This is a genomic window from Azospirillum sp. A1-3 (assembly GCF_023806445.1).
Lineage (GTDB): Bacteria > Pseudomonadota > Alphaproteobacteria > Azospirillales > Azospirillaceae > Azospirillum.
This window is the reverse complement of sequence record NZ_JAMSLU010000003.1, coordinates 319,738-343,426: the sequence shown is the minus strand read 5'-3', so window position 1 is coordinate 343,426 and position 23,689 is coordinate 319,738. Positions and strand designations below refer to the sequence as shown.

The following is a 23,689-nucleotide window of genomic DNA, read 5'->3' as shown; positions in this document are numbered from 1 at the left end:
CGGGCGTGATCCTACCCGAACTTGCCGTCCGAACTCTACGCCTTAGAACAGGCGCAGGATCGACTGCTGCGACTGGTTTGCCAGCGAGAGGGCGATGGTACCCAACTGCTGCCGGGTCTGCAGCATCAGCAGGCTGGCGCCTTCCTCGTTCTGGTCGGCCAGCGTCAGCTTGCTGGCGCCTTCCGTCAGCACGTCGCTGAACTCCTTGGTGAAGTTCTCGCGGGTCGTGATGATGTTCAGGTTGGTCGACAGCGACTGCGACGCGGAGCGGATCGTCGACTTGGCATTGTCGAGACCGGCGACCGCCTTGTCGATGTCCTTGCGATCCGTCCAGTCGTTCTGCGCTTCGTCGAGCTTCAGACCCTGACCGCTGGTGGTCAGGTTCACCGCGTTCACCGTGATCGAATTGGTGTTCGTCTCGTTGAGCTGGACGGTGATGTCGTTCGACGAGTTGGCGTCGGAGATCTGCTTGGTGACGATGTTGGCCGAGCAGTTGCTCGAAGCAGCCTGCTTGATGGTCTTGGCGTCGACGTTCATATGGACCGTGCCGCTGTCGAAGGCGAAGGCCTGGTCGCCGCTCGCGAGCTTGCCGTCGCCCTGATCGCTCATGCCGTCGCGGGTGACCTGGGCGCCGTTGGAGTTGGTGACCTGGATTTGCAGGTCGACCTTCTTCTCGATGGTCGAGATGCCGTTGCCCTGGTTGTTCGCCGCTTCCATCAGGCGACGATCGACCGTGAAGGACACGATGGTGCCCGACGCGAAGCTCTCCGAGATCTTCTTGGTCAGCGCGTTGGTCGTGCTGGAGGTCAGGGAGAAGTCGCGCACCACGCCGCTCGTGGTGTTGCCGGTCAGGGTGATGGTGCCGCTGCCGCCGATGGCGGCGGAGGCGACATCCTTGCCGGCCAGACGGCCGCTGCCCGAGATGGCGCTGCTGATCGAGTTCTTCAGGTTGGTCGCGACGTTCTTGGCGGCGTTCTGGCCGACGGCGACGTCGCCGCTGGTGGCGGTGTAGCTGAAGGTCTGGCCTTCCACCGTGATCGAGAAGATGTCGCCTTCTTCGATGGTGCCGCTGACGTTCACCGTGGAGATCTGGGGCTGTGCCGACGTCGCCGCCTGCTTCAGGTTGGTGGAGGTCGTCTGCGTGTTGTCGAAGTAGGAGGTCGTCCGGCTCTCGTTGCCGTCCGACACGATGATGTCACGGCTGCGGCCGTTGGCGCCGCGCACCTCGATCTGGACGTTGGAGAAGCTGCCCGATGTGCTGGAAATGGTGCCCGACAGCTTCAGGCCGGTCAGGCCGTGCGCATTCTCGGCCGAATTGATGTCGGAGGTCTTGCCCTCGATCGAGCCGTCGCCCTTGATGCGGATCGAGTAGGTGTCCGGCGCCTGCACGTTGGTGACGCGGGCGTTGTCGACGCCGACGATGGTGTTGACGGCGGCACGGGACGAGGCGGTGCTGTCCATGCTGAGGCCGTTGCCGGCGATCAGGTTCTTACCGCCGTAACCGCTGTCGGCGGCCAGCTTGTCGATCTGTCCGCGCAGCGTGTTGAACTGCGAAGCCAGCGACTTGCGGGTGGCGATGGAGGCGGCGTCGTTGCCCAGGGCCGCGTAGGCGGCGGTGGTCAGGCCCTTGGCCTGGTCGACCATGGAGTCGATGGCGGTCAGGCCCTTGTCGGCGGCCTGGATGGTGCTGATCGACTGACCCATCGCGTCCTTCAGCGACGTCAGGTCGCCGGCGCGCTGGTTCAGACCCTTGGCCGAGAAGAAGGCGGTCGGGCCGTCGAGGGCGGTGTTGACCTTGTTGCCCGTCGACAGGATGTTCTGTTTCTTGTTGATCTGTTCCTGCGTGCTTTGCAGCTGCAGCAGGTTGGTCCGCATGGACGAAGAGAGGGTAACGTTGCCAGCCATGATAGCCACTCCTTTGGAGGATCAATGTCCGGACGCGCACCGATTTCGGAACGCTTGACCCGGAAGGGGACTAATTCCCCCGCCAAAGGGGTAGGCAAGAAGCGGGCCAGTTCAAATTTGCCGGGTTTCCTTGGTAATCCATACCGGTGGGCAGGAATGCACCCGGCAAATTTTGCCCACCTGCCGGCAAATTCTGCCGGTCAGGGGGCAGGGCTTGCCGGGGCGGCAGATTCTGCCGGGCATTTCCTGCCGGACAGGACAACCGTTTCGCACACCGCCAGCGGTCCGACGGCGAGCGCCGCGCTGCCCCAGGACCAGCCGACGCCGAAGCCCGACAGCAACAGCCGGCGGCAGCCCGAGGCCAGCGGTTCCGCCAGCGAACCGGCCAACGCCAGCGGGATGGAGGCGGAACTGGTGTTGCCGACCTCCCGCAGGGCGACGACGGTGCGATCGGCGGAAACCCCCAGTTTCTGGCCGAGATGGCGGATCATTTGCGCGTTGGCCTGGTGCAGGACGAGGTGGTCGACCATGTCCGTGGTCCAGCCGGCACACTCCAGCACGGCGCGGACGCTGCCCGGCACCTCGCGCAGAGTGAAGGCGAAGACCTGCGTTCCGTCCATGAACAGGCGCGGCGGACGGTCGGGATGGCGCATCGCGCCGCCGTCCGCCGCCAGATAGGGCGCACCGGCGCCATCGCTTCCCAGGTCGAACGCCATGGGCGAGGCCGCGTCGTCCAGTTCCAGGGCGATCGCGGCGGCGCCGTCGCCGAACAGCGGCGCCACGGCGCGATCCTCCGGATCGACCAGCCGCGAGGTGGTGTCGCCGACCAGCAGCAGCGCCCGCCGCCCGGCCGCCTTCAGCAGCCCCGCCGCCGCCCACAGCCCATAGACGAAACCGGAACAGCCGTGGGTGATGTCGAGCACCGCCGCTCCCTTGCGCAGCCCGAGCCGCCGGTGCAGGAGGGAGGCGGTGCCCGGCAGCGTCTGGTCGTGGGTCTGGGTCACCAGGACCAGCAGGTCGATGCTGCCCGGCTCCCAGCCCAGACCGTCGAGCAGCCGGCGGGCGGCGGCCTCCGCAAGGTCGCTGGTGCATTGCCCGGATGCGACGATCCGCCGCTCCTCGATCCCGGTGGCGGCGGCGATCTTGCGGGCCGCATCCTCGCCGAAACGGCGGGCGAGATCCCCGACCGTCTCGCGCCCTTCCGGCACGCAGCCGACGACGCCGCGCACGCCCACCCCGTCGATCCGGCTGGCGACCATCTCCGCCTCCCCCATTTTCCTACAGCGTCTCTTGCGGCCTCAGCAGGTGATGCCGCCGTCCACCGTAAGGGTCTGTCCCGTGATGAAACCGCCGCCGTCGCCCAGCAGGAAACGGACCAGCGGAACCACGTCCGCCGCGGTGCCGAGCCGGCCCAGCGGCGTGCGGCGGACGATCTGGTCGCGCTGCCCGTCCGACAAAGTGCCCGACATCTCAGTGTCGAGATAGCCCGGCGCTACCGAGTTGACGGTGATCGCCCGCCGTCCGACTTCCCGGGCCAACGCCCGGGTCAGCCCGTCCAGCCCGGCCTTCGACGCCGAATAGGCGGCGAGCCCGACATAGCCGCGCTGGCCGATGATGGAGGAAATGTTGACGATCCGCCCGCCGCGGGCACCTTCCCCCCGCGCTGTCAGCTTGGCCCGCAGGAAGGCGCGGGCGGCCTGGAGCGCGCCGGTCAGATTGGTCTGGATCACCGCATCCGCATCCACCTCCGGGAAGGTCGCCAGCACGCCTTCGCGGGCGATGCCCGCATTGTTGACCAGCCCCCACAGCGGCGCCTCACCACCCCAGGCGATGGCCGCATCGAAGAAGGCGCGCACCTCGTCGCCGTCGCCGATGCGGCAGGGGTGCCAGAACAGGTCGGGACCAGCCAGCCGCTCCAGCGCGTCGGAGGAGGAGCGGCTGCAGGTGGAGACCCGATAGCCGTCGGCCAGCAACGCCTCCACCAGCGCAAGGCCGAGGCCGCGGCTGCCGCCGGTGACGATGACGTGGCGCTTCGGCGCAATTGCGGTTGAGGCGGGGGCTGACGCGGTCATTGGGATCCCTTTCGGCTCTTCTTGCCGGCGGCGCTCAGCGGGATATGGTCGGCGAAGGTCAGGGCGCGCGGCCGGGCGGCCGGCGGCAGGTCGGCGGTGGCGGCGCGCAGGGCAACGCGAAGGGCGGACTCATCGGCGCCCGGGACCGGAACGATGGTGGCGGTCAGGAGATGGCCGGTGATCGGGCTCGGCACCGCGACGACCGCGGCATCCGCCACCCCGTCGACCGTCAGCAGGCACCGCTCCACCGCCTCCGGCGAGACCTTCACCCCGCCGACATTGACCAACCCGTCGAGCCGCCCGGCGAACAGCACCCGGTCGCCCCGGCGTTCCACGAGGTCCCCGGTGGATAGCCAGCCGTCGGCATCGACCGCACCCGGTGCCGCGCGCGGGCTGCGCACCTCCAGCACCCCGTCGGCGATGCGCAGATCCAGCCCGTCGGGCGCCGCGTCCAGCCAGGCCGCCGGAAAGCCGGCCCGCCCATCGGCGACGGCGAACAGCGCCCCTGCCTCGGTCGAGGCGTAGATGTGGCGAAGCCGGGCCTGGGGAAACCGCTCCGCCAGCCGGTCGAGAAGCGGCTGGTCGGCGGCCTCGCCCCCCAGCGTCACCGCGGCCAGCGGCAGGTCCGCATCGCCCAGCGCCATCAGGAAGGCGCGCCAGAAGCTGGGCGTGCCGCTGACATGGGTCACGGCATGGCGCCGCGCCGCCTGCGCCAGTGCGGCGATCGTTCCCGCACCAGAACCGGGCACGGCAATCAGAACCGCCCCGGCCGCGGCGGCGGTCAGCATCACCTGCAGGCCGGCGAAAGCGCCCGGATCATAGGTCAGCAGCCAGCGCGCGCCCTCCTCCGCCACGCCGCGCAGCCGGCCGCGCAGCCGGCCGCGCAGGCGGGTGAACTCATGGCGCAGGCGCTTGGGCGTGCCGGTGGTGCCGGAGCTTTCCAGCGTGACGGAGAAGCCCTGTCCCGGCTGCCAGCCTGCGGACTCCGCACCGCCTCGGGCCAGCAGAACCCCCTGCCCCGCCACCTCCGCAGCGGCCAGCGCCGCCAGCACACGCGACGGCCGGTCGGCCTGCACGACCCCGCCCGCCGGCATCTGCAACGCGGCGAGATCTGCCCAGCCGAAGACCTCCTCCCCTTCGATCAGGCGGAAGGCGGGATGGATCCAGTCTGGGCGGCGGCCCGTCATGCAGAAACGGTGTAGAGCGCCGCCAGTTCGCCGACGGTGGTGAACTGACGGAAGCCTTCGCGGAAGGGGTCCTGGCCGGTGCGTTGTTCCAGCACCACCAGCAGCGTGGCGAGGTCGAGCGAGTCGATCGGCAGATCGCCGTCGAGGAAACGGCTGTCCGCCGTTAAGGGCGGTAGCACTTCCCCTTTGTCGGCGGCGATGCGGTCGAGTTCCTCGGCGATCAGGGCGAAGATGCTGTCGGTCATGGTCTGGTCGGCTCAGGGAGTGGGCGCCCGGCTTGGGTATCGTCGCAGCCGTCCAGGAAGGCCCGGATGGCGGCGGTCACCGGGCTGGCGGCCTCGATGTGCGGCAGGTGGCCGGCATTGTCGAAGACTCGGAACGGGGCGTCCGGCGGCAGCCGGTCGGCGGGCGGCAGCGGGATGATGCGGTCCTCGCGTCCCCACAGCACCTGGACCGGCATCGGATAGGCGCTCCAGTCCACCGGTGGCCCGCCGCCATCGGCATGGTCGGCGAAGGACTCCTCGATGATCCGCTCCAGCCCGGCGCGGCGGACCGGGTCGGCGCTCTGGGCGTGCAGCACCTCGCCGAAGCGGGAGATCAGCGGCGACGGACCGGCGAACAGCCGTTCGGCGCAGGCACGCCCCTCCGCCACGTCCGCCGGCGCAATGGCCCGGCGCAGGAAGTTCAGGTCGAAGGGTGTGCCGAGCCCGGCGCTGGACAGCAGGGTTAGGCTCGCCACCCGATCGGGCACCAGCCCGGCCAGTTCGCGCGCGACATAGCCGCCCATCGAATGGCCAACCAGATGCACCCGCGGCAGTTCCAGCCCGTCGAGGAACTCGACCAGCCAGGGGGCGAAATCGGCGACCCGGCCACTGCCGACATCCGGCGTCGATCCGCCATGGCCCGGCAGGTCGACGGCGATGGCGCGCCGCCGGGCCGACAAGGCCGACAGATTGAACTGCCAAGTCAGGCGGTCGCCGGCGAAGCCATGCAGAAGCAGGACGGGCACGCCGCCGCTGCCGACCGACAGGTAGGCGGCAGGGCCGCCGGCGACGGTGGCGACACCGGCGCGCAGGCGGCTGCCTTCGGATACAGGCCGGGAAACGGGAACCGGCACCGGTCAGGCCGCGACCGGGGCACCCGCCAGGGCCAGCAGGTCGGCGACCGTCTTCGCCTTGGCCAGCTTCTCCCCTTCGACGACCACGCCGGTCTTCTCGTCCACCAGCGCGATGAAGCTGATGACCGCCAGCGAATCCCAGGCCTCCAGCGATTCCAGGGACTCGTCGCCGGTCAGCGTGCCGGGATCCAGTTCGAGCATCTCGTCAAGAGCGAGAAGGAATTCATTGCGATCCATAAGCTTTTCTCCTTGGTCGAACCGGGACCGGATCAGTGCAGCGTCTTTTGCCGGACCGAACGGTTGATGTCCACCCAATCGGGGTGGTCGCGAAGAGTTTTGCAACAATCCTGCCAGCCGAAACCGGGGTTGGACGGCACCAACGCCTCCAGCAGGCGGCGCACCAACTCGTAGTCTGCGGGCTCGTCCACGCACCAGCGCTGGTCGGCAGGCTCCACCGGCGCGTCGGGCACCAGCGCCGTCCCCAGCCGGAAACGGTCGGGGCGGCGGTAGATGTAGGGGGTGACATGCTCCCGCTCCGCCGGGTCGGTGGCGGTGGTGGCCGCCTCGTCCAGCAGGCGGCGCGGGAAGATCTCGGCATCCAGCCCGCGTGGATAGCGGGTGCTGTCGATCGACAGGTAATCCAGCGGCTGGCCTGCCTGGAAGGCGGCGATCAGGCGACCGACCAGCGCCGGGTCGATCAGCGGGCAGTCGGCGGTGACACGCACCACCAGATCGGCCCCGGCCAGTGCCGCAGCACCGGCGAAGCGGCCCAGCACGTCCTGCTCGTCACCCCGAAAGACGGTGATGCCGAGGCTCTGCGCGCACTCCGCCACCGGATCGTCGGTGGCGTTCACCGTCGTCGCCAGCACCACCGCATCCAGGCCGGACGCGCGGGACAGCCGCTCCAGATGGTGGGCCAGCAGCGGCCGGCCGGCGGCCGGCATCAGTACCTTGCCCGGCAGCCGGGTGGAGGTCATCCGGGCCTGCGAAATGGCGACGACGCGCGGTTTATCCATGCCGGTCCTCCTGCGTCGGGGGCGCCAGCATGTCCCAGGACAGCGGCTCTCCCCGGCTCAGGCGGCGGATGGCGCGGCGACCGAGCACGTCCGGCAGATGCTTGGGCGCCATACCGAAGCCGGGACGGATGGAGCGGACATTGGCGGCGGTCAGCGGCTCTCCCGCCTCCACGTCGGCGACGACATAGAGGGAGCGGCGGTAGTCGCGCCCGCCAACCTCGCTGGGCTTGACCGTATAGTCGACCCGGCCCATTGCGGCGGTCGCCGCGCGCACGGCGTCGGCCATCGCCTTGAACTCCGCCGGTTCCAGGGAAAAGGCGCTGTCGACCCCGCCGTCGGCGCGCGACAGGGTGAAGTGCTTCTCGATGATGGTGGCGCCCATCGCAGCGGCGGCGACCGGCACGGCGATGCCCTGGCTGTGGTCGGACAGGCCGGCGGTGACGCCGGCGAAGGTCTGGGCCAGATGAGGGATGGTGCGGAGGTTGCAGTCCTCCGGCGGGGTGGGATAGCCGCTGACGCAATGCAGCAGGGCCAGCGGCACGTCGCCGGCCGCCGCCACCGCCTCCTCGATCTCGCCCAGCGTGGCAAGGCCGGTGGAGATGATCAGCGGCTTGCCGGAGCGGGCGGCGCGGCGGATCAGCGGCAGATCGATCAGCTCGAAGGACGCGATCTTGAAGGCCGGGGCGTCCAGTTCCTCCAGCAGTTCGATGGCGGTCTCATCAAAGGGGGAGCTGAAGATGGTCAGGCCCAGCGCCCGCGCCCGCTCGAACAGCGGGAAATGCCACTCCCAGGGCGTGTGGGCCTCGCGGTAGAGGTCGTGCAGGGTGCGCCCGCCCCACAGCCCGCCCTCCAGCCGGAAGCCCGGACCGTCATGGGCGATGGTGATGGTGTCGGCGGTGTAGGTCTGCAGCTTGACCGCGTCGGCCCCCGCCTCCTTCGCCGCCTCCACCAGCGCCAGGGCGCGACCCAGGTCGCCATTGTGGTTCCCCGACATCTCCGCGATCAGGTAGGGCGGATGGCCGCAGCCGATCGCGCGGCCGGCGATGGACATGGGAGGACGGCCGAGGGGAGGAAGGCTGGGGACGGCGTTCGGCAAGGGGCGGCTTTCCATGGGACCAGGGGCTTATGGTCTGGGGACTGAGGGGATCAGTCTTCCACGAAAATGTGAAGGAAGATTAATTCGCTCCGGCGCGTTCGGCGCGCAGCAGGGTCCGCGCCTCCTCGCCATAGGCAATCAGCCGTTCGACGCAGCGGTTGCGGTCGCCGATCTCGATGAAGCGCGCCTTCGCGGCGGCTCCGGCAGCGGCGTGTGCGGTGGCATCGGTGGCAAGCGTCACGGCACGCTCCACAAAGGCGTCGCGGCCGGCCACGCAGAATTCGGGACCGGAGACGACCGCACCGTCGCCCCAGCCGTACGTCACCACCGGCACCCCTTCGGCCAGGGCGAAGGCCGCGCCGCCGCCGCCACCCTGGCGCGGCGGGTTGAGGAAGACGCGGCAGAGGCCATAGAGCGCGCGGATGTCGGGGACATGGCCCAGGCAACGCATGCGCTGGCCGTTGCGCAACGGCGCGAGGCGCGCCGGCAGGTCCCGCACCTCGCCGGCGAACACCAGACCGGCATCGGGGCAGCGGTCCAGAATGTCGTCCAGCAACGGCAGAACCTCCCCCGTCACCTCCTGGTCCAGGCGGGTGCCGACCACCGCGAACAGGGGGGTGCCGTCGGCAAAGCCGGTGTTAACGCGCACTCCGTCGGACGGCGGCAGGGTGTAGCCGAAGGTGAAGGGACGGAAGCGGCGGGCGAAGGGGCCGCGATACAGCGCCGGAATCGATAGGGTGTGGTCGCGCTCCTCGAATCCAAGCACGATCGGGGCCAAAGACAGGGTGATGCCGGAACTGGTGGGCAACGCCACCACCGGCCGGGCGCAGGAGTCGGCGAACAGGTCGGCGACGATGTTCGACCCGCCGAAGGACACGATCAGGTCGGGGTCGTAGCCGTCGATGGCCTCCACGATGACGCGCAGCTTGTCCTGGCTGAAGGCGGGCTGGGTGAAGGAGGCGACCTTGACCTGCCGGCCGAACATCCTCAGCGCAAAGACGCCCTCCAGATCGGCGGCCACCTCCGCCACCATCGGCGGGATGAAGACGCTCTCGACTCGGGCCGGCAGGCCGTTGACGTTGATGATGGCGACATCCAGCCCGAACTCGTCCTGCATGCGGGCAGCGAAGTCGAAGCAGTCGCGGGTCGGCTGATGGCCCTGGTTGGTGAACTGGTTGGTCACCACCGCGACACGGCGAATCGGCCCGTCGCGCAAGGTCGCCCGCGGCGGCGTCAGGCCCCAGCGCCGCGCGATCTGGCGGACCATCGCGGTGTAGAAGCGGAACTGGTCGCAGGGCACGAAGCTCGCCAGCTTGTCACCGCTGGCCGCACCAAGGAACAGCTGCCGCGACATGCACCAGTGGGTGTAGTGCAGCGCCGCCGGGTCGGCGCTGTCGCCGCCGAGGATCAGGTAATGGAGAATGCGTTCATAGTGATAGAGATCGCCGGTCAGCAGGAACAGGACCGAGCGGAGCCGGACATTGTCGTTCGACGGCGCCTCGCGCTCCAGCCGCTCGGCCAGCGCCAGACGGCTGTCGAGGTCGAGATCGCGGCGGATCTCCTCGCACAGCGCGGTGAACCGGTTGATCTTCTCGGCGTCGAACTGCCGGTCGGTCAGATAAACCATCATGGCGGCGGCAGCCGCGGTCACGCGGTCGGATTGGACCGTTTCCGGCATCTTCTAGACCTTTCGACTGACAGCCTTCCCGTGTGTAGCGCCGCCGCCACCAGCAGGGCAAGCGGGCACTGCCGCCGCCTTCCATTATACTCGCAGCCTAAAGCTTCAGCCCGGCGACGCCGTCCAGGATCGCCCCCTCCGCCAGGGCGCGGCGTTCAAGCTTGGCGCCGAAAAGCTTGGCCCCGGTCAGGTCGGTCCTGGCGAGGTCGCAGCCGCGCAGGTTGGCGAAGGACAGGTCGGCGTTGGCGAGATTCACGGACCGCAGACTGCCGCCGCTGAGGTCGGCATAGCGCAGCTTGGCCCCCGACAGATCGGCGGGGCGGGAGCGATGCTCGTCGAACACCAGGGGCCGCAGATTGACGTTGCGCAGGTCGGCGTTGTTCAGCTTCGCGTTCCGCAGGCTGATGCCGCGCAGGTCGCCATCCGCCAGCTTCGCCCCGCGCATGTCGGCCCTGTCGAGCACGGCGGCCTGAAGCTGCACGCCCGACAGATCCAGGCCGTAGAGCGTCGCCCCGACGGCGCGCAGCATGGTCAGGCACAGGTGGGCCAGCGACGGAGCATGACGCAGGTCGAAGCCGGACAGGTCGAGCATCGCGCCCTGCGCCCCGCTCGATCCCACCCAGGTCATATGGTCGGCCAGCAGATCCTCCAGCGACCGCCCCAGTTCCGCCACCACACGGCCGACCGGCTTGTCGGTCAGCGCCTCCTCCACGTCGGCATCGGTGAGGTCGGTCATCACCATGACGGCGCCGGTCAGCACCGCGCCGCGCAGGCAGGCGCCGCGCAGGTCGGCGCCGGACAGGTCCGCCCCCTCCATGTTGGAGCCGGTGAAGTTGGCACCGCGCATGGTCGCCCGCACCAACTTGCAGCCGCGCATCACAGCGTCGGAAAAATCGGTGTGGATCGCCATGATGCCCGACATCCGGGCATTGGTCAGGTTGGCACCCGAGAGGTCGGCGCCGTCGGCCTCGGCCGGGGAGGAGTCGATCTGCACCATATGCAGATGGCCGGACCGGTCCTTCTCGGCCAGGGACCCGTCGCGCAGGTCCGCCTCGAACAGGTTGGCGCCGACCAGGATCGCGCCGCGCAGGCAGGCGCCGCGCAGGTCGGCCTTGATCAGGCTGGCACCGTCGAAATTGGCCTGCCGCAGATCGGCGACGAAGAAGGACGCGCAATCGAGCCGCGCGCCGGCCAGATTGGCACCGCGCAGGCTGGCGCCGACGAAATCGGCATGGGCCAGATCGCGGCCCGACAGGTCCAGCCCGGACAGATCGCAAAAGGACAGGTTGGCGCGCGCGCCGCCCACCCGGGCATTGCGGAACATCTCGTGTTTCCGCACCGCCAGATCGAGCTGCGCCTGATCGAGACGCCTGAGCGTGCGATTCTGCACCATGGCCCCATGAACTCCCTAGTCCGCGCCAGTTTGAGGCAACCCAGCTTCAGAAAGGGTTAATTCACGCTGCGGACTCGTTCTCAAGCGCCTGTTCGCCGCCGTCGGCCGGGCGGCTTCCCGGCCGTTCCGACAGGATGGCGGCGATGGCGTCGCGCAGTTCGTCCGGGGACACCGGCTTGTGCAGCAGCCGGCAGCCGGTGGCGACCGCCTCGCGGATGCGTTCGGGCGCGGTATCGCCGGTCAGGATCAGGCCGGGCACCGGCCGGTCCAGCCGCTCGCCCACCGCCGCCACGGTCTGCACCCCGGTCAGCCGGCCCGGCAGCCGGAAATCGCTGACGATAAGATCGGGCACGGGACCGTCCTGTGAGGGCTTCCCGCATTCCGCTCCGCCGAACAGCGCCAGCGCGCTTTCACCGTCGACCGCCGCGATCACCCGATAGTCCCAGCTTTCCAGCAGCAGCCGCACGGCGTCGCGCTGGATCGGATCGTCCTCCACGACCAGGATCAGCCGGTCGCCGCTCTGAACCGGATCGGGATCCTGCGCCGGCACCTGGGTCGCCGGCCGTTCGGTCCCGACCACCGGCACATTGACCGCGAAGACGGAACCACGCCCCTGGAGCGACCGCACCTCCACCGTGTGTCCCAGCAGCGCCGCCTTGCGCCGCACCTTGGCCAGCCCGAGGCCGAGTCCCTGGCGCCGATCACGCTCCGGATTGCCGAGCTGGACGAAATCCTCGAAGATGTTGTCGAGTTGTTCGGCGGGAATGCCCGTCCCGGTGTCCCACACCTCGATGCGCAGCCAGCGGCCATGCCGGCGGCAGCCGATGGTGACGCGGCCCTTGTCGGTGAAGCGGATCGCGTTGCGCAGCAGATCGCCCAGCATGCGCATCAGCAGCGTCCGATCGGTGCGGATCACCATGCGGGTGGGCATCGCGCGCAGGGTCAGCCCCTTTTCCGTCGCCATGCCGCGGAATTCGGCCAGCAACTCCTCGAACACCGCCGACACCGGGACGTCGGCTAGCTGAGGCCGCACGACGCCGGCGTCCAGCGTCGCCACCTCCAGCAGGGCGTGCAGAAGCTTTTCCCCGGCATCCAGCGCTTCGCCCATCTTTTCGGCGATGCTGCGGTCGCGCGTTTCGGCCAGCCGTTCCATCAGAATGTGATGGAACAGCCGCAAGGCCTGGAAGGGCTGGCGTAAATCATGGTTCGCCGCCGAGAGGAACCGGCCCTTGGCCTGATTGGCCCGCTCCTTTTCCTCCAGCGCCCGGCTCAGCTTGAGATTGAGGGTGCTGAGGGCGGCGGTCCGCTCCTCCACCCGCTCCTCCAACTGCGCATTGGCCAGTTCCAGCTGGGCGTTCGCCTGGGTCAGGGCCTGACGGGCCAGCGCCTCGCGCCGCAGGCTGGCGGCCCCCAGCATCGACAGTCCGGCAAGCGCCGCCACCCCGGCGACCACCACGACAAGGCCGCGCTCCATCCGGACATACCAGGGCTCCAGCACGGCGGTGCGCGGGACCGTCACCGCCGACAGGATCGGCAGGTCGGCCATCCGCTTCACGCCGAGGATCGACGGCTTGCCGGTTCCCGTCCAGTTCGCATCGACCCGGATCGTTCCCGCGTCCAGCCGTGGCAGCGGGCCCAGCGACGGAACGCCGATGCCGGCCAGACGGACGCCGTCGGGACGGTACAGGCCGACGGAGCGCGCCATCCCGTCACCGAAGGCGTTCAGCACCGGGTTCAAGGCCGACACCGGGACAGCCACCAGGACCGCACCGTCGAAAACGCCCGCTGCGGTGTGGATGCGGCGGGCGAAAAGAATGGCCGGCTGGCCGGCCATATGTCCGAAAGCCGGCAGGACCTGATGCTCCTCCCCCGGCGGTAAGGGGCGGACCAGCAGCGACAGGCCGTCGCTGGTTTCGGGCTCGGCGAAGGCAACGGCGGAGCCATACCGCAGCGAGCCGTCCGCACCCAGCAGGGCAATGCGGCCGTTGCGTTCCACCGCCATGGCTTCCGGCAGGCTGCGTTCCGCCCATGACCTCAGGCCCCGGCCATCCATCCGGCCGGCGACCTGTTCCAGCAGGTCGATGCTGGCGTCCAGCACGCCTCGTGCGTGGCCGTCGAACAGGATGGCCGCCTGCCGGGCGTCGTCTTCGGACCGCTCGAGCGTGTCCCGGTAATCGAGCGCGGTGACGGCAGCCCAGGATGCCGTTCCCAGCAATGCCAGCATGGCGCAAAGGGCCGCAACCAGCGTCCGCGGCGAGGCGGTGATCCGGCGGACGAAGGCGGAGGACGGCGTGGGTGATGGGGCCATCTGCGGCGATGACATCGGCCCGGTCAGGCAGGCATCGGACGGACCCGCGGTCCATGGGACCGAAGCTCCTTCCAAAGCGGCAGCGACAGGCGGGTGACGATCATCGGTGGGAAATCCTCGGCGATGGCGAAGGGGTTAGGCGGCGGTCGGCGGGCATGAGAAGCATGTTTGCCCAAACTGCGCAGGACAAGCTCACGCATTGGACTGTTCCGAATGTTCGAACGACAAATCGGCCTGCGCATCCCCGTTTGGTTGGTGGGCCGGAACTATAGCTTAGCCCCAATAGCCGGAGGAACTTTATCACACGAAGCAATGCAGTGCGACCGGTCTTGGCGACTATGACGATGATCATAACCACCCTGTCCATCCGGTGAATGGGTCGTGCCCCACGGGGTGGTGTAGGAGCTGTGGGGAACCGGCCCGCCGTAGCGCCCTCCGATGGCTGGCGTAGGCGGGCCGGTTATCCATAGCGGGGCGGTCATCGCGGTTCTTCGGTAGAGTCTGGTCACCACACCTCAACCCGACCGAAGGGTGACCACGATGACCGACGAGATGATGGCGCTTCGCGCGATGCTTGAGAAGGGCGCGGATGCCGATGTTCTGCGTGAGATGATCGGCTTTGCCGCTGAACGGCTGATGGAGTTGGAGGTGCAGGGCCTGACCGGGGCCGGTCATGGCGAGCGGTCTGCCGAGCGGCTCGTCCAGCGCAATGGCTACCGGGATCGCGACTGGGAGACCCGCGCCGGCACCGTCGAGCTGCGCATTCCCAAACTGCGCAAGGGCTCCTACTTCCCCGGCTTTCTGGAGCCGCGGCGGATGGCCGAGAAGGCACTGACGGCAGTGATCCAGGAGGCCTACATCCAGGGCATCTCGACGCGCTCAGTGGACGATCTGGTCCAGGCGATGGGAATGTCTGGCATCTCCAAGAGCCAGGTCAGTCGGTTGTGCGCCGAGATCGACGAGCGGGTGAAGACCTTTCTCGGCCGTCCCATCGAGGGCGACTGGCCCTACCTGTGGCTGGATGCCACCTACGTGAAGGTGCGCCAGAACGGACGCATCGTTTCGGTCGCCGTGACCATCGCGGTGGCGGTCAACACCGACGGCCGGCGCGAGGTGCTGGGCATGGACATCGGCCCGTCCGAGGCGGAAACCTTCTGGATCGAGTTCCTGCGCAAGCTCAAGCGCCGTGGTCTGAGCGGCGTCAAGCTGGTGATCTCCGACGCCCATGGCGGCATCAAGGCCGCCGTCACCCGGGTCTTCCAGGCGACGTGGCAAAGGTGCCGGGTCCATTTCTCCAGGACAGCGCTTGCCCACGCCGGCAAGAGCGGGCGCCGTGTCGTGGCGGCCTTCATCGCCACGGCCTTCGCCCAGGACGATGCGGCATCTGCTCGCACGCAGTGGCGGCAAGTGGCCGATCAGGTCCGGGCCAAGCTGCCGAAACTGGCCACCCTGATGGACGAGGCGGAAGAAGACGTCCTGGCCTACATGACCTTTCCCAGGGAGCATCGGGCCAAGCTCCACTCGACAAACCCGATTGAACGTCTCAACGGTGAGATCAAGCGGCGCACCGAGGTTGTCGGCATATTTCCCAACGAGGAAGCGATTACGAGGCTCATCGGCGCCATCCTCTTGGAGCAAAACGATGAATGGGCCGTTCAGCGGGCACGCTACATGACGCTGGAAACAATCGCCCCGCTCGGCGATGATCCCCTCGTCAGCCTGCCCGCCGTGGCCGCCTGACAATTCCGGCCAGACCAGCCGGAGAACCCGGTGAGCGACCCAACTCCTACACCACGCTCAGGGGCACGATCGGTGAATGCAGCTTCACCGATACCATAGCTGCTTGCGCGCAATCATCGCACCAGCCTCCACTTTCAATATTTCGTTTTGGTGCAGCTCTCCGCAATGACCGAAAACCCGGATCGAACAGCCGCGCGCGGACCGCGTCACTGCGCGTATCGAGAACCGAGCACAGGGCAAACCGAGCAAACGGCAAAAGGCCGCACGCGCAGGAGGCGCGGCGGCATGATGTCGATCAGGCAGGCGGTTCAGACAGGCGGCTTAGGGAGGTGGTGCGACGGTCGGCGTTTCGCCGCGCACGATCAGGATCAGGCCGTCGTCCGCAGCTTCCAGTTCCTTGCCGGCGTCGCGGGGGATCGGAACCTTCTGGCGGCGACAGAAGAGCAGAAGCAGCGCCAGCGTCTTGCTGGGCGTGAACAGGACCTCCCGCGTTCTGGAGGCGCCGCTCTGCTGAATCTGGACCGACAGACCGCCTTCCGAGGTGGGCGTCACCGTCGTGACGACGCCCAGCGGCAGGTCCGTCTGATTGGGGGCCTTCTGGTACCAGGCGAGGGCTTTTTTCAGGGCGGAATTGGTGAAGAACAGCTCACGGGTCTCTACGATCATTCCATACCCTGACGAAACACTCAGGCCCGGCCACCCTCCAGTCCCGGGTTGAGCCGGAACGTGATCGCGCGCCCCAGTTTGGATTCCCGCAGAAGGATCTGCTTGGTTTCCAGCAGCTTGATGGCCCGGTTCACATTGGGCCGCTGCATGCCCAGCGCGTCAGCCAGTTCGGACTGCAGCACCGGAACGGAACGATCGAAATGGAGCCTCCGGCTCAGATAAGTGAACACACGAAGCGCCTCCAGAGTGATCTCGCGGTCGGTCGACACGGCTCTGGAGATGACGTCATGATGATGCAGCATCGTGGCCTCGGTACGCAAGGTTGTCAGGTTGCTGGGGCGATAATCGGAATGGTTCGGCGGGGCGCCCGGCAGGCCCGCTGCGCCGTGTGAAGTCTGCGATCCCGTGTTCGGTTCGGTCATCGTCCCTTCCCAATCCGCTGCGGCCGGCAAGGCCGGTGATTTCAGGTGGGGTGACCGTAGCGCAGGATTATTGTCCGAGTATGTCGCCAAGATTTCGCGGCTGACATAATTGGTGTCTCCGGAGGCAATCATGAAACCGGATTGAAACCGCCGCGCACGGTCGGGCAGGCCCCGCCCGGCCCGCGGCGCGATGATTTGTCGCGGGAACCGGTCCGGCTACAGGTCTGTTTCAACAGGGAAGCGCCGGATGAGCGGCCGGCTACCGGAAGGAGACCGCCATGCACCGACTGATCCTGCTGCGCCATGGCCAGAGTGTGTGGAACGCAGAAGACCGCTTCACCGGGTGGACCGACGTCGGCCTGACCGACCGTGGAATCGCCGAGACGCACAAGGCGGCCAACCTGCTCAAGGCCGCCGGCATCGACGTGGACATCGCCTTCACCTCGGTGCTGAGCCGCGCGATCGAGACCCTGCACCTCGTCCTGCGCGACATGGACCGGCTGTGGCTGCCGGTGCACAAGCACTGGCGCCTGAACGAGCGGCATTACGGCGCGCTACAGGGGCTGAACAAGGCGGAGACGGCGGAACGCCACGGGGCGGAGCAGGTGTTCCAGTGGCGGCGAAGCTGGGACGTCCCGCCGCCGCCGATCGAGCCGGACGACCCACGGTCCGCCGTCGCCGACCGCCGCTATGCCGGCCTTGCGAAGGCGAACCTGCCGCGCGGCGAAAGCCTGAAGGACACCACAGAGCGGGTGATCCCCTTCTGGCGCGACGAGATCGCCCCAGCGCTGCGGCTGGGTGCGCGGGTGCTGGTGTCCGCCCACGGCAACAGCCTGCGCGGGCTGGTCAAGCATCTCGACGATGTCGCCGACCACGACATCCCGCTGTTCGAGATCCCCACCAGCCGGCCGCTGGTCTATGAGTTGGGCGCCGACCTGACGCCGCTTCGCCGCTATTTCCTGGGCGAAGACGGCGCGGTCGAGGAGATCAACTGGCCAAAGCGCGAGGGGGCGAACCCAGGCAGCAGCGCGGCGGCGTGAGTTTCCCTCTCCCGAAGCGGGAGAGGACGCCTTATGGAGTGGCGCTTTTCCGCTTCGGGCCACGGCCGGTGCGGGGGCCTGTGCGGGGACCACCCCGGCCGGTGTCGCGACCACCATCGCGACCGCCCTCCTTCGCCACCGGATGATGGAAGTGGTGGGGGTGGCCGCCCGGCTTCTCGCCGTTGCCACGCTCCGGCCCGCGTCGAGGACCCCCGCGTCGGTCCTCGACGCGGCTGCTGTAACAATTGTCGCAGACGCGGAAACGATGGTTGGCCTTCAGCCGCGCACCGCAGACCGGGCAGGCGCGGGCGAGCGAGCGCTCGGCGAGCGTCCGCTCGATGAAAGCGTTCAGGTGCGCCCGGCGCTCCTGGCACAGATCCATCTCGGGGTAGGCGTCGGGGAAGCGGTAGGCCAGCCACGCATAGGCGGTCAGCTCCTTCACCGCGCGCTCGGCCTTTTCCAGTTCCACGTCGGTGCCGACGCTGTGGCGGAAGCGCTCGGCGGCGTCGGGAGCGGCGTTGGGGATGCCCCGGCCCTGGTTGACCGCCCAACCGCCGAGAAGGCGCAGGTTGTTCTGGTCGCGGGTGTCGATCGGGCAGCGGGCCAGCATGTCACGCTGTGCCAGCGGCAGCTTGGCGCGGTCCACCGCCGCCGCCGCCTGGATGCGCTGCTCCAGATCGGTCATGCGGAAGGTCTGGTTGGCGCGCAGCAGCTCCTGCCCGGCGGTGCGCAGAACCTTGGCGAGGCTGTCGGTGTCCAGTTCCCGCGCGATGGCCTCGACATGGCTGAGGTTGGGCGAAATCCACGAGCGCGGATCTTCCGGCGGCACCGGCGGCGAGGTCAGCGCCCGGCGCACCGGGTTGATGTTCTCGCCGTCCAGCACGGCGACGCGGCCTTCCTCATGCATGCCGAAGCGGCCGGCCCGGCCGCCGATCTGCCGGATCTCCGACGCGGTCAGCTCGCGCTCCTCCCGCCCGTCATATTTGCGGGTGGTGGACAGCACGACGCGGGCGACAGGCAGGTTCAGACCCATGCCGATGGCGTCGGTCGCCACCAGCACGTCGGCGGTGCCCTCGCGGAAACGACGGGCCTCGGCACGGCGGACCTCCGGCGACAGGGCGCCATAGATCACCGCGACATTGTGGTTGCGGCCGAGCAGGTCGTGGCGCAGAGCCATCACGTCCTTGCGCGAGAAGGCGATCAGGGCGTCGCCCGGCTTCACCTCCTCCAGCTTCACCCGCTCCTCCTGCACGCGCAGCGGCGACTTGCGGGTGAATTCGACGACCTCCAGCTCCTCGCCCATCGCGTCGGCCAGACGCTTGACGTAGGGGATGGCGTCGGCGGAGCCGGTCATCAGGATTTCGGGCGCGGCGACGCCGGCGACCGCCTGGGTCCAGGCCCAGCCGCGGTCGGGGTCGCCAATCATCTGGATTTCGTCGATGACGCAGGCGCCCCATACCTTGGAGGTGTTCACCATCTCGATGGTGGAGGAGGTGAAGGCGGCACCGGGCCGCACGTCGCGCTCCTCGCCGGTGACGAGGCTGCAGGGCCGGCCGCGCGTCTCCAGCGCCTCCTGCCCTTCCAGCGCCAGCAGACGCAGGGGAGCGAGGTAACAGCCGCTCTCGGCCTCCGCCAGCCGGTCCATCGCCGCGTGGGTCTTGCCCGAATTGGTCGGGCCGACGTAAAGCCGCAGCTTGCGGATCATCGCGCGGGCGGTGGCGAAGCTGTCCAGATAGACGCCCATGCCGGACGCATCCTCCAGCCGCTCCCGCCGGACCTTCAGGCCGGCGCGGGCGGCGGCGGTGGAGAAGGCCTCCTCCATCGCGTCGAGCAGGGTCTGCAGGCGCGGAATCCGCCCGCCGAAGCCGACGACGCGGCCCAACTCGTCGGCGAAGCCCTTCGGCCGCCAGGACTCGCCGAAGCCGGCCGCCCGCTGCGCCATCGAGGCGAACCAGCCGTCGACCCGGTCCTTCGCCTTGGCGATGGCGGGGGAGGACAGGCAGGCGCCCTTCACCCGCTTGCCCAGCGCCTTGGCCTGCGGCCGGCCGAAGCCCTCGTCGATGGTCAGCAGGCCCCACAGGTCGGCCTCGATGTCCGGGAGCGGGCCGAGCGCCACCTTGAAGCGCAGCTTCAGCTTGCGGTCGGTACCGGGAATCTGGACGACGTGGTTGACCGCGACCGACCAGCGCGCCGGGGTGCTGTCGGCATCCACCTCGATCCCATCGCCGCGCACCACGGCAGCCACCGCGCGCAAGGCGTCGCGGCGGTCGAATTCGTCGGCGGTGCCGGGGGTGCGGCCCGAACGGGCGTTGTCGGAGGTGTCGTCGGTCATGGATCGTCTTTTCTTGGAATTGCCCCGGTCATGCAAGCGCTTCGGCCGGGCGGTTCGGCCGGGAGGCCGATCCGGCAGGGCGGATGGCTCTGCCCCCAGACAACAGCCATAGAGCGCCAGGGTCTCTCTTTATGGCCGGGGTCCCTCTTTATGGGTCTGACCGGTCGATTCGGCAAGCCGAATCCCCCGAAGGGAGCAAGCCCGGGCTAATTCGAATCCGTCGCCGTTTCGCCGATCTCGCCCGTGCGAAAAGGGGGGAGGACCGGCCACATAGAGCCACGCAGGTTTGGTGGCCGGCCCCAACGGGTTAGCCGCCGCCGCCCGGCGGACAGGCCCGACATCAGGCTAGGCCGGATCGGCCGCAAGAACGGTCGCGTAACGGTCAATGCTTTGTTCCGATTAATTTTTCTTGGGAGATGCGCATGCCGAATCCTCGTGAGGTCCTGGAACTGATCGAGCGCATGCGGTGCATTTCGAACGACGGCGAGCGCCGTGCCCTGATCGACCATCTGGGCGCGGTCGACCGTCCGACGGTGCTGTCCTTCCTGAACGCGCATGGCCTGAACGTCTGCATGGGGTCGGACGCGGCGCTGGCCGCCTTCGCTTCGTCGGACGTCCTGCTGCGCGACGGGATCGGGTTGCAGGCGGTTCTGCCGGTGCTGGGCATGCCGTCCGGCCTGAACATGAACGGCACCGACTTCATCCCGCTGCTGCTGAAATCGCTCCCCCCCCGCAGCGTCGCCATTTACGGCACCGCCACCCCGTGGCTGGACCGTGCCCGCGTCGTTCTGGAAGCGGCCACCCCGCACCGCTACGCCGACCTGCAGCACGGCTTCCATCCGACGGAGCATTACATCGCCCAGGCGCGGGCCACCCGCCCCGACGTCATCCTGCTCGCCATGGGCATGCCCAAGCAGGAGGAGGTCGCGACGGAGCTGAAGCGCGCGCTGGACCATCCGGTGCTGATCGTCAACGGCGGCGCCATCGTCGATTTCCTGGCCGGACGCTTCAAGCGCGCCCCGGAAGCGGTCCAGCGCTCCGGCCTGGAATGGGCCTTCCGTCTGGCGCAGGAGCCCCGCCGGCTCTTCCGCCGCTATTGCATCGGTGCCTTCGGCTTCGCCTGGAGCACCATCCGCCTTCGCCGTGCCGCATCCCTCCGCACCCGCGGACCGGGCGCCGCAGCGCCCGCTTCCACCCGGATCTCCCCCCGGATCTCCCAGTCGACGATCCGCCGGTCGCCTATCCAGAAGGAGCTTTGAGACGTGGAAAATCTTCCCCAGATCAATAACGGAGGTCCGGGCGGCCCGCCGGCTCCGGCATGGCCCACCCAGGCCGGCCACCACATGCCGCGCGATTTCGACGGTCCGGCTCCGGCGATGGGCCCCGACTTCCGCTTCATCCTGCGGGTGCTGGCAGCCCACAAGACGCTGATCGCCGCCATCGTGCTGGCGCTGACCGCGCTGTCGGCCTTCGGCGTCTCGCTGATGAAGGACAAATACACGTCCGAAGCGCTTCTGCTGGTCGACAACCGGCAGGTCCGCGTCGTCCGTGCGGAAGATCAGGCGCTGAACGCGATCACGCCGGAAGACAGCGCGATCCTCAGCGAGATCGAAATCCTGAAGTCGACGGCGGTGCTGACCCAGTCGATCGCCGATCTGGGGCTGGCCACCAACCCCGAATTCAACCCGCCGGTCCAGTCCGACGACAGCAAGCCCTTCGTCGAGCGCGCCACCGCCTGGACGCGCGAACAGGCCCATGCCGTCTTCGGTCCCGAGCTGCCGGGCTTCGTCGAGGCGGTCCTGGCCCATGGCGACGACATGACCAAGGACACCCAACTGCGCGAGACCCGCGCCGCCGACAGCATCGACGGCGTTCTGGACCGCGTCCGCCGCAATCTGGAAGTCGGCATCGTCGGCCGGTCGCGCGTGATCCAGGTCCGCTACACCTCGCGCGATCCGGAAATCGCCCAGAAGGTGGTCGACACCGTCGTCCACCGCTACATGGAAACCCGCCAGCAGATGGACCGCGACCTGTCCACCAGCGCCATCGCCTGGCTGGAAGACCGCATCGGCACCCTGCGCAAGGAAGTGGCCGAGGCCGACACCAAGGTCGACGCCGTCCGCTTCAAGGCCGGTCTGGTCAAGAACGGCACCAACGGCCTGATGGCCACCACCGAGCTTGAGCAGGCCCGCCTGCGTCTGGCCGAAGCCGCGGCCAACCGCGCCCGCGCCGTCGCCCAGGCCCAGACGCTGGAGCGCAGCTCCGGCAATGGCGGCAGCCTCGCCTCGCCGGTCGTCGCCCAGCTGCGCGCCACGGTCGCCTCGATCTCCACCGAACTGGCCCAGCTGTCGCGCCAGTATGGTCCGAAGCACCCGCGCATCCAGGAACTGCAGGCCCGCCTGAACGAAGCGAACTCCTCGCTGCAGCAGGAGGTCCGCCACGAGATCTCCGGCGTCCGCGAGGCGGCCAACGTCGCCGTCGAGCAGGAAAATGCCCTGAAGTCGATGATCGCCAAGCTGGAATCCGGCTATCAGACCATGGCCGAGGAAGCGGTGCCACTGCGCACGCTGGAGGCCGAGGCCCAGGCCAAGCGCCAGCTGCTGGACAGCCTGCTCGGCCGTCTGGAAGAGGTGCAGGCCCAGCAGGACAACCGCGCCTTCCCGACCGCCGTCAAGCTGGTCTCGGCGCCGCAGGTCCCGCATGAGCCGTCGGGTCCCTTCCGCATCCTGCTCCTGCTGGCCGGCTTCTTCGCCTCGCTCGCCGTCGCCGTCTTCATCGTCTTCGGCATCGAGCTGTTCCAGCGCCGCATCCGCACCCCGGACGCCGTCCGCCGCATCCTGGGCGTGGGCACGGTCCACATCGTCCCGCACCACTCCACCCGCGGCACCCGCGGCCGCCTGGACCAGATCTTCCAGAACCATCCCTTCTCGCTGTTCGCGGAATCGATGCGCGCCCTGTTCCGCAACCATCTGGCGGATATGGGTCCGGTCGGCTCCATCGCCGTCACCTCGGCCCGCCCGCAGGACGGCAAAACCTCGATGAGCCTCGCCGTCGCCCAGGTCGCGGCCCAGGCCGGCCGCCGCGTGGTGGTGGTCGACACCGACTTCCGCCGGTCGCGCATCGACGGCCTGTTCAACCTGTCGGCCAACAAGGGCCTGTCGGACTGGATTTCCGGCACCGCCACCTTGGACGAGATCGTGCATAACAGCGAAGACGCGCCCTATGCGATGATCCCGGCCGGCCGCCTGATGTCGGAGACGCTGGACCGCTTCAACGTCGACGGCCTGATCCACCTGATGGCCGGCCTGTCGCCGCACTTTGATCTGGTGGTGTTCGACACCGCCCCGGCGCTGGCCGTGTCGGATGCCCGCATCGTCTGCGGCGCTGCGTCGAAGGTGATGTTCGTCAGCCGCTGGGGCCACACCACGGCCAGCGACCTGCAGGCGGTCGCCGACCTGGGTCCGATCGACCACTCCAAGTTCGTCGCGGTCATGACCGACGTGAACCTGAAGAAGGCGGCCTCGCGCGGTTACCAGGGTCCCTACAACAGCTATGTGGCGACCCGGAAATACTATGGCGACACCACCCTGCGGACCGCTCCGTAAAGCAGGCAGGGTAACCTGAAGCTCCTTCGACCAGAGGCCCTTCCCTCACGGACGCTGCGGCGCCCGGAGGGAGGGGTCTCTCCATGCCCGGAACCCGCTGCCGGCCCCACCA

General features: G+C 68.6%; 19 protein-coding genes. 4 read left to right on the top strand and 15 right to left on the bottom strand.

Translation table 11 applies throughout. The features are described from left to right. Window positions 1-42 precede the first annotated feature (42 nt). The 12 genes from M5E06_RS19390 to M5E06_RS19335 form a co-directional block, all read right to left on the bottom strand. A complete protein-coding gene (locus tag M5E06_RS19390; protein ID WP_252139601.1) occupies window positions 43-1,905 on the bottom strand; it encodes a flagellin N-terminal helical domain-containing protein in 1,863 nt (620 codons plus the stop codon). A 200-nt stretch (window positions 1,906-2,105) separates the two neighbouring features. Next, a complete protein-coding gene (locus M5E06_RS19385) occupies window positions 2,106-3,164 on the bottom strand; it encodes a 3-oxoacyl-ACP synthase III family protein (RefSeq protein WP_252139600.1) in 1,059 nt (352 codons plus the stop codon). Window positions 3,165-3,203: 39 nt separating this feature from the next. After that, entirely contained in the window at window positions 3,204-3,977 is a 774-nt protein-coding gene (locus M5E06_RS19380; protein WP_252139599.1) for an SDR family NAD(P)-dependent oxidoreductase, read from the bottom strand. Next, complete coding sequence (locus M5E06_RS19375) at window positions 3,974-5,164, bottom strand: AMP-binding protein (protein WP_252139598.1); 1,191 nt, start codon at window positions 5,162-5,164, stop codon at window positions 3,974-3,976. Before M5E06_RS19375 ends, M5E06_RS19380 begins: the two co-directional genes overlap by 4 nt. Continuing rightward, window positions 5,161-5,409 carry a phosphopantetheine-binding protein gene (locus tag M5E06_RS19370; RefSeq protein WP_252139597.1) on the bottom strand — a complete coding sequence of 83 codons (249 nt, stop codon included), beginning with the start codon at window positions 5,407-5,409 and terminating at the stop codon, window positions 5,161-5,163. Before M5E06_RS19370 ends, M5E06_RS19375 begins: the two co-directional genes overlap by 4 nt. Next, window positions 5,406-6,281 carry an alpha/beta fold hydrolase gene (locus M5E06_RS19365; RefSeq protein ID WP_252139596.1) on the bottom strand — a complete coding sequence of 292 codons (876 nt, stop codon included), beginning with the start codon at window positions 6,279-6,281 and terminating at the stop codon, window positions 5,406-5,408. Before M5E06_RS19365 ends, M5E06_RS19370 begins: the two co-directional genes overlap by 4 nt. Window positions 6,282-6,284: 3 nt before the next feature. Continuing rightward, complete coding sequence (locus M5E06_RS19360) at window positions 6,285-6,518, bottom strand: acyl carrier protein (RefSeq protein ID WP_109152628.1); 234 nt, start codon at window positions 6,516-6,518, stop codon at window positions 6,285-6,287. A 32-nt stretch (window positions 6,519-6,550) separates the two neighbouring features. Beyond that, window positions 6,551-7,297 carry a cytidylyltransferase domain-containing protein gene (locus M5E06_RS19355; RefSeq protein ID WP_252139595.1) on the bottom strand — a complete coding sequence of 249 codons (747 nt, stop codon included), beginning with the start codon at window positions 7,295-7,297 and terminating at the stop codon, window positions 6,551-6,553. Further along, complete coding sequence (gene pseI / locus M5E06_RS19350) at window positions 7,290-8,348, bottom strand: pseudaminic acid synthase (RefSeq protein WP_252139594.1); 1,059 nt, start codon at window positions 8,346-8,348, stop codon at window positions 7,290-7,292. The genes M5E06_RS19355 and pseI overlap by 8 nt, the downstream gene beginning before the upstream one ends. A 124-nt stretch (window positions 8,349-8,472) precedes the next feature. Further along, the gene (locus tag M5E06_RS19345; RefSeq protein ID WP_252139593.1) at window positions 8,473-10,071 is read right to left on the bottom strand and encodes a glycosyltransferase; all 1,599 of its coding nucleotides are present in this window, start codon (window positions 10,069-10,071) and stop codon (window positions 8,473-8,475) included. A gap of 97 nt (window positions 10,072-10,168) precedes the next feature. Further along, window positions 10,169-11,464, bottom strand: coding sequence for a pentapeptide repeat-containing protein (locus M5E06_RS19340; RefSeq protein ID WP_109152632.1), 1,296 nt, complete (start codon window positions 11,462-11,464; stop codon window positions 10,169-10,171). Window positions 11,465-11,525: 61 nt separating this feature from the next. After that, entirely contained in the window at window positions 11,526-13,772 is a 2,247-nt protein-coding gene (locus tag M5E06_RS19335; protein ID WP_252139592.1) for an ATP-binding response regulator, read from the bottom strand. A gap of 540 nt (window positions 13,773-14,312) precedes the next feature. On the opposite strand from M5E06_RS19335, the gene M5E06_RS19330 reads away from it, so the two are divergent. Further along, on the top strand, window positions 14,313-15,512 hold the full coding sequence (locus M5E06_RS19330; protein ID WP_252138668.1) for an IS256 family transposase: 1,200 nt from the start codon (window positions 14,313-14,315) through the stop codon (window positions 15,510-15,512). 321 nt (window positions 15,513-15,833) lie between these two features. Here the strand turns inward: M5E06_RS19330 and M5E06_RS19325 are convergent, their stop codons facing one another. Together M5E06_RS19325 and M5E06_RS19320 are read right to left on the bottom strand one after the other, a co-directional pair. Then, window positions 15,834-16,178, bottom strand: coding sequence for a hypothetical protein (locus M5E06_RS19325; RefSeq protein WP_109152634.1), 345 nt, complete (start codon window positions 16,176-16,178; stop codon window positions 15,834-15,836). A gap of 20 nt (window positions 16,179-16,198) precedes the next feature. Then, window positions 16,199-16,600 (bottom strand): cyclic nucleotide-binding domain-containing protein, encoded by a 402-nt coding sequence (locus M5E06_RS19320; protein ID WP_109156430.1) that lies wholly within the window; start codon window positions 16,598-16,600, stop codon window positions 16,199-16,201. Between the two features lie 278 nt (window positions 16,601-16,878). On the opposite strand from M5E06_RS19320, the gene gpmA reads away from it, so the two are divergent. After that, window positions 16,879-17,640, top strand: a complete 762-nt coding sequence (gpmA, locus tag M5E06_RS19315) for a 2,3-diphosphoglycerate-dependent phosphoglycerate mutase (RefSeq protein ID WP_252139591.1) — start codon at window positions 16,879-16,881, stop codon at window positions 17,638-17,640. Between the two features lie 31 nt (window positions 17,641-17,671). On the opposite strand, the gene M5E06_RS19310 is transcribed toward gpmA, so the two are convergent. Then, the gene (locus M5E06_RS19310; protein ID WP_109152637.1) at window positions 17,672-19,972 is read right to left on the bottom strand and encodes a helicase-related protein; all 2,301 of its coding nucleotides are present in this window, start codon (window positions 19,970-19,972) and stop codon (window positions 17,672-17,674) included. A gap of 422 nt (window positions 19,973-20,394) precedes the next feature. Between M5E06_RS19310 and M5E06_RS19305 the strand changes: the two genes are divergently transcribed. Together M5E06_RS19305 and M5E06_RS19300 are read left to right on the top strand one after the other, a co-directional pair. Further along, complete coding sequence (locus tag M5E06_RS19305) at window positions 20,395-21,231, top strand: WecB/TagA/CpsF family glycosyltransferase (RefSeq protein WP_247870790.1); 837 nt, start codon at window positions 20,395-20,397, stop codon at window positions 21,229-21,231. Window positions 21,232-21,234: 3 nt separating this feature from the next. Beyond that, window positions 21,235-23,577 (top strand): GumC family protein, encoded by a 2,343-nt coding sequence (locus M5E06_RS19300; RefSeq protein ID WP_252139590.1) that lies wholly within the window; start codon window positions 21,235-21,237, stop codon window positions 23,575-23,577. Window positions 23,578-23,689: the final 112 nt, after the last annotated feature.

Bases quoted from the DNA above. Each gene is read 5' to 3' on its own strand.
- M5E06_RS19385 (WP_252139600.1), bottom strand. From the start codon at position 3,164: ATGGTCGCCAGCCGGATCGACGGGGTGGGCGTGCGCGGCGTCGTCGGC.
- M5E06_RS19305 (WP_247870790.1), top strand. From the start codon at position 20,395: ATGCCGAATCCTCGTGAGGTCCTGGAACTGATCGAGCGCATGCGGTGC.
- M5E06_RS19330 (WP_252138668.1), top strand. From the start codon at position 14,313: ATGACCGACGAGATGATGGCGCTTCGCGCGATGCTTGAGAAGGGCGCG.
- M5E06_RS19325 (WP_109152634.1), bottom strand. From the start codon at position 16,178: ATGATCGTAGAGACCCGTGAGCTGTTCTTCACCAATTCCGCCCTGAAA.
- M5E06_RS19390 (WP_252139601.1), bottom strand. From the start codon at position 1,905: ATGGCTGGCAACGTTACCCTCTCTTCGTCCATGCGGACCAACCTGCTG.
- M5E06_RS19375 (WP_252139598.1), bottom strand. From the start codon at position 5,164: ATGACGGGCCGCCGCCCAGACTGGATCCATCCCGCCTTCCGCCTGATC.
- M5E06_RS19360 (WP_109152628.1), bottom strand. From the start codon at position 6,518: ATGGATCGCAATGAATTCCTTCTCGCTCTTGACGAGATGCTCGAACTG.
- M5E06_RS19380 (WP_252139599.1), bottom strand. From the start codon at position 3,977: ATGACCGCGTCAGCCCCCGCCTCAACCGCAATTGCGCCGAAGCGCCAC.
- M5E06_RS19370 (WP_252139597.1), bottom strand. From the start codon at position 5,409: ATGACCGACAGCATCTTCGCCCTGATCGCCGAGGAACTCGACCGCATC.
- M5E06_RS19310 (WP_109152637.1), bottom strand. From the start codon at position 19,972: ATGACCGACGACACCTCCGACAACGCCCGTTCGGGCCGCACCCCCGGC.
- M5E06_RS19340 (WP_109152632.1), bottom strand. From the start codon at position 11,464: ATGGTGCAGAATCGCACGCTCAGGCGTCTCGATCAGGCGCAGCTCGAT.
- M5E06_RS19320 (WP_109156430.1), bottom strand. From the start codon at position 16,600: ATGACCGAACCGAACACGGGATCGCAGACTTCACACGGCGCAGCGGGC.
- M5E06_RS19355 (WP_252139595.1), bottom strand. From the start codon at position 7,297: ATGGATAAACCGCGCGTCGTCGCCATTTCGCAGGCCCGGATGACCTCC.
- gpmA (WP_252139591.1), top strand. From the start codon at position 16,879: ATGCACCGACTGATCCTGCTGCGCCATGGCCAGAGTGTGTGGAACGCA.
- pseI (WP_252139594.1), bottom strand. From the start codon at position 8,348: ATGTCCATCGCCGGCCGCGCGATCGGCTGCGGCCATCCGCCCTACCTG.
- M5E06_RS19335 (WP_252139592.1), bottom strand. From the start codon at position 13,772: ATGGCCCCATCACCCACGCCGTCCTCCGCCTTCGTCCGCCGGATCACC.
- M5E06_RS19345 (WP_252139593.1), bottom strand. From the start codon at position 10,071: ATGCCGGAAACGGTCCAATCCGACCGCGTGACCGCGGCTGCCGCCGCC.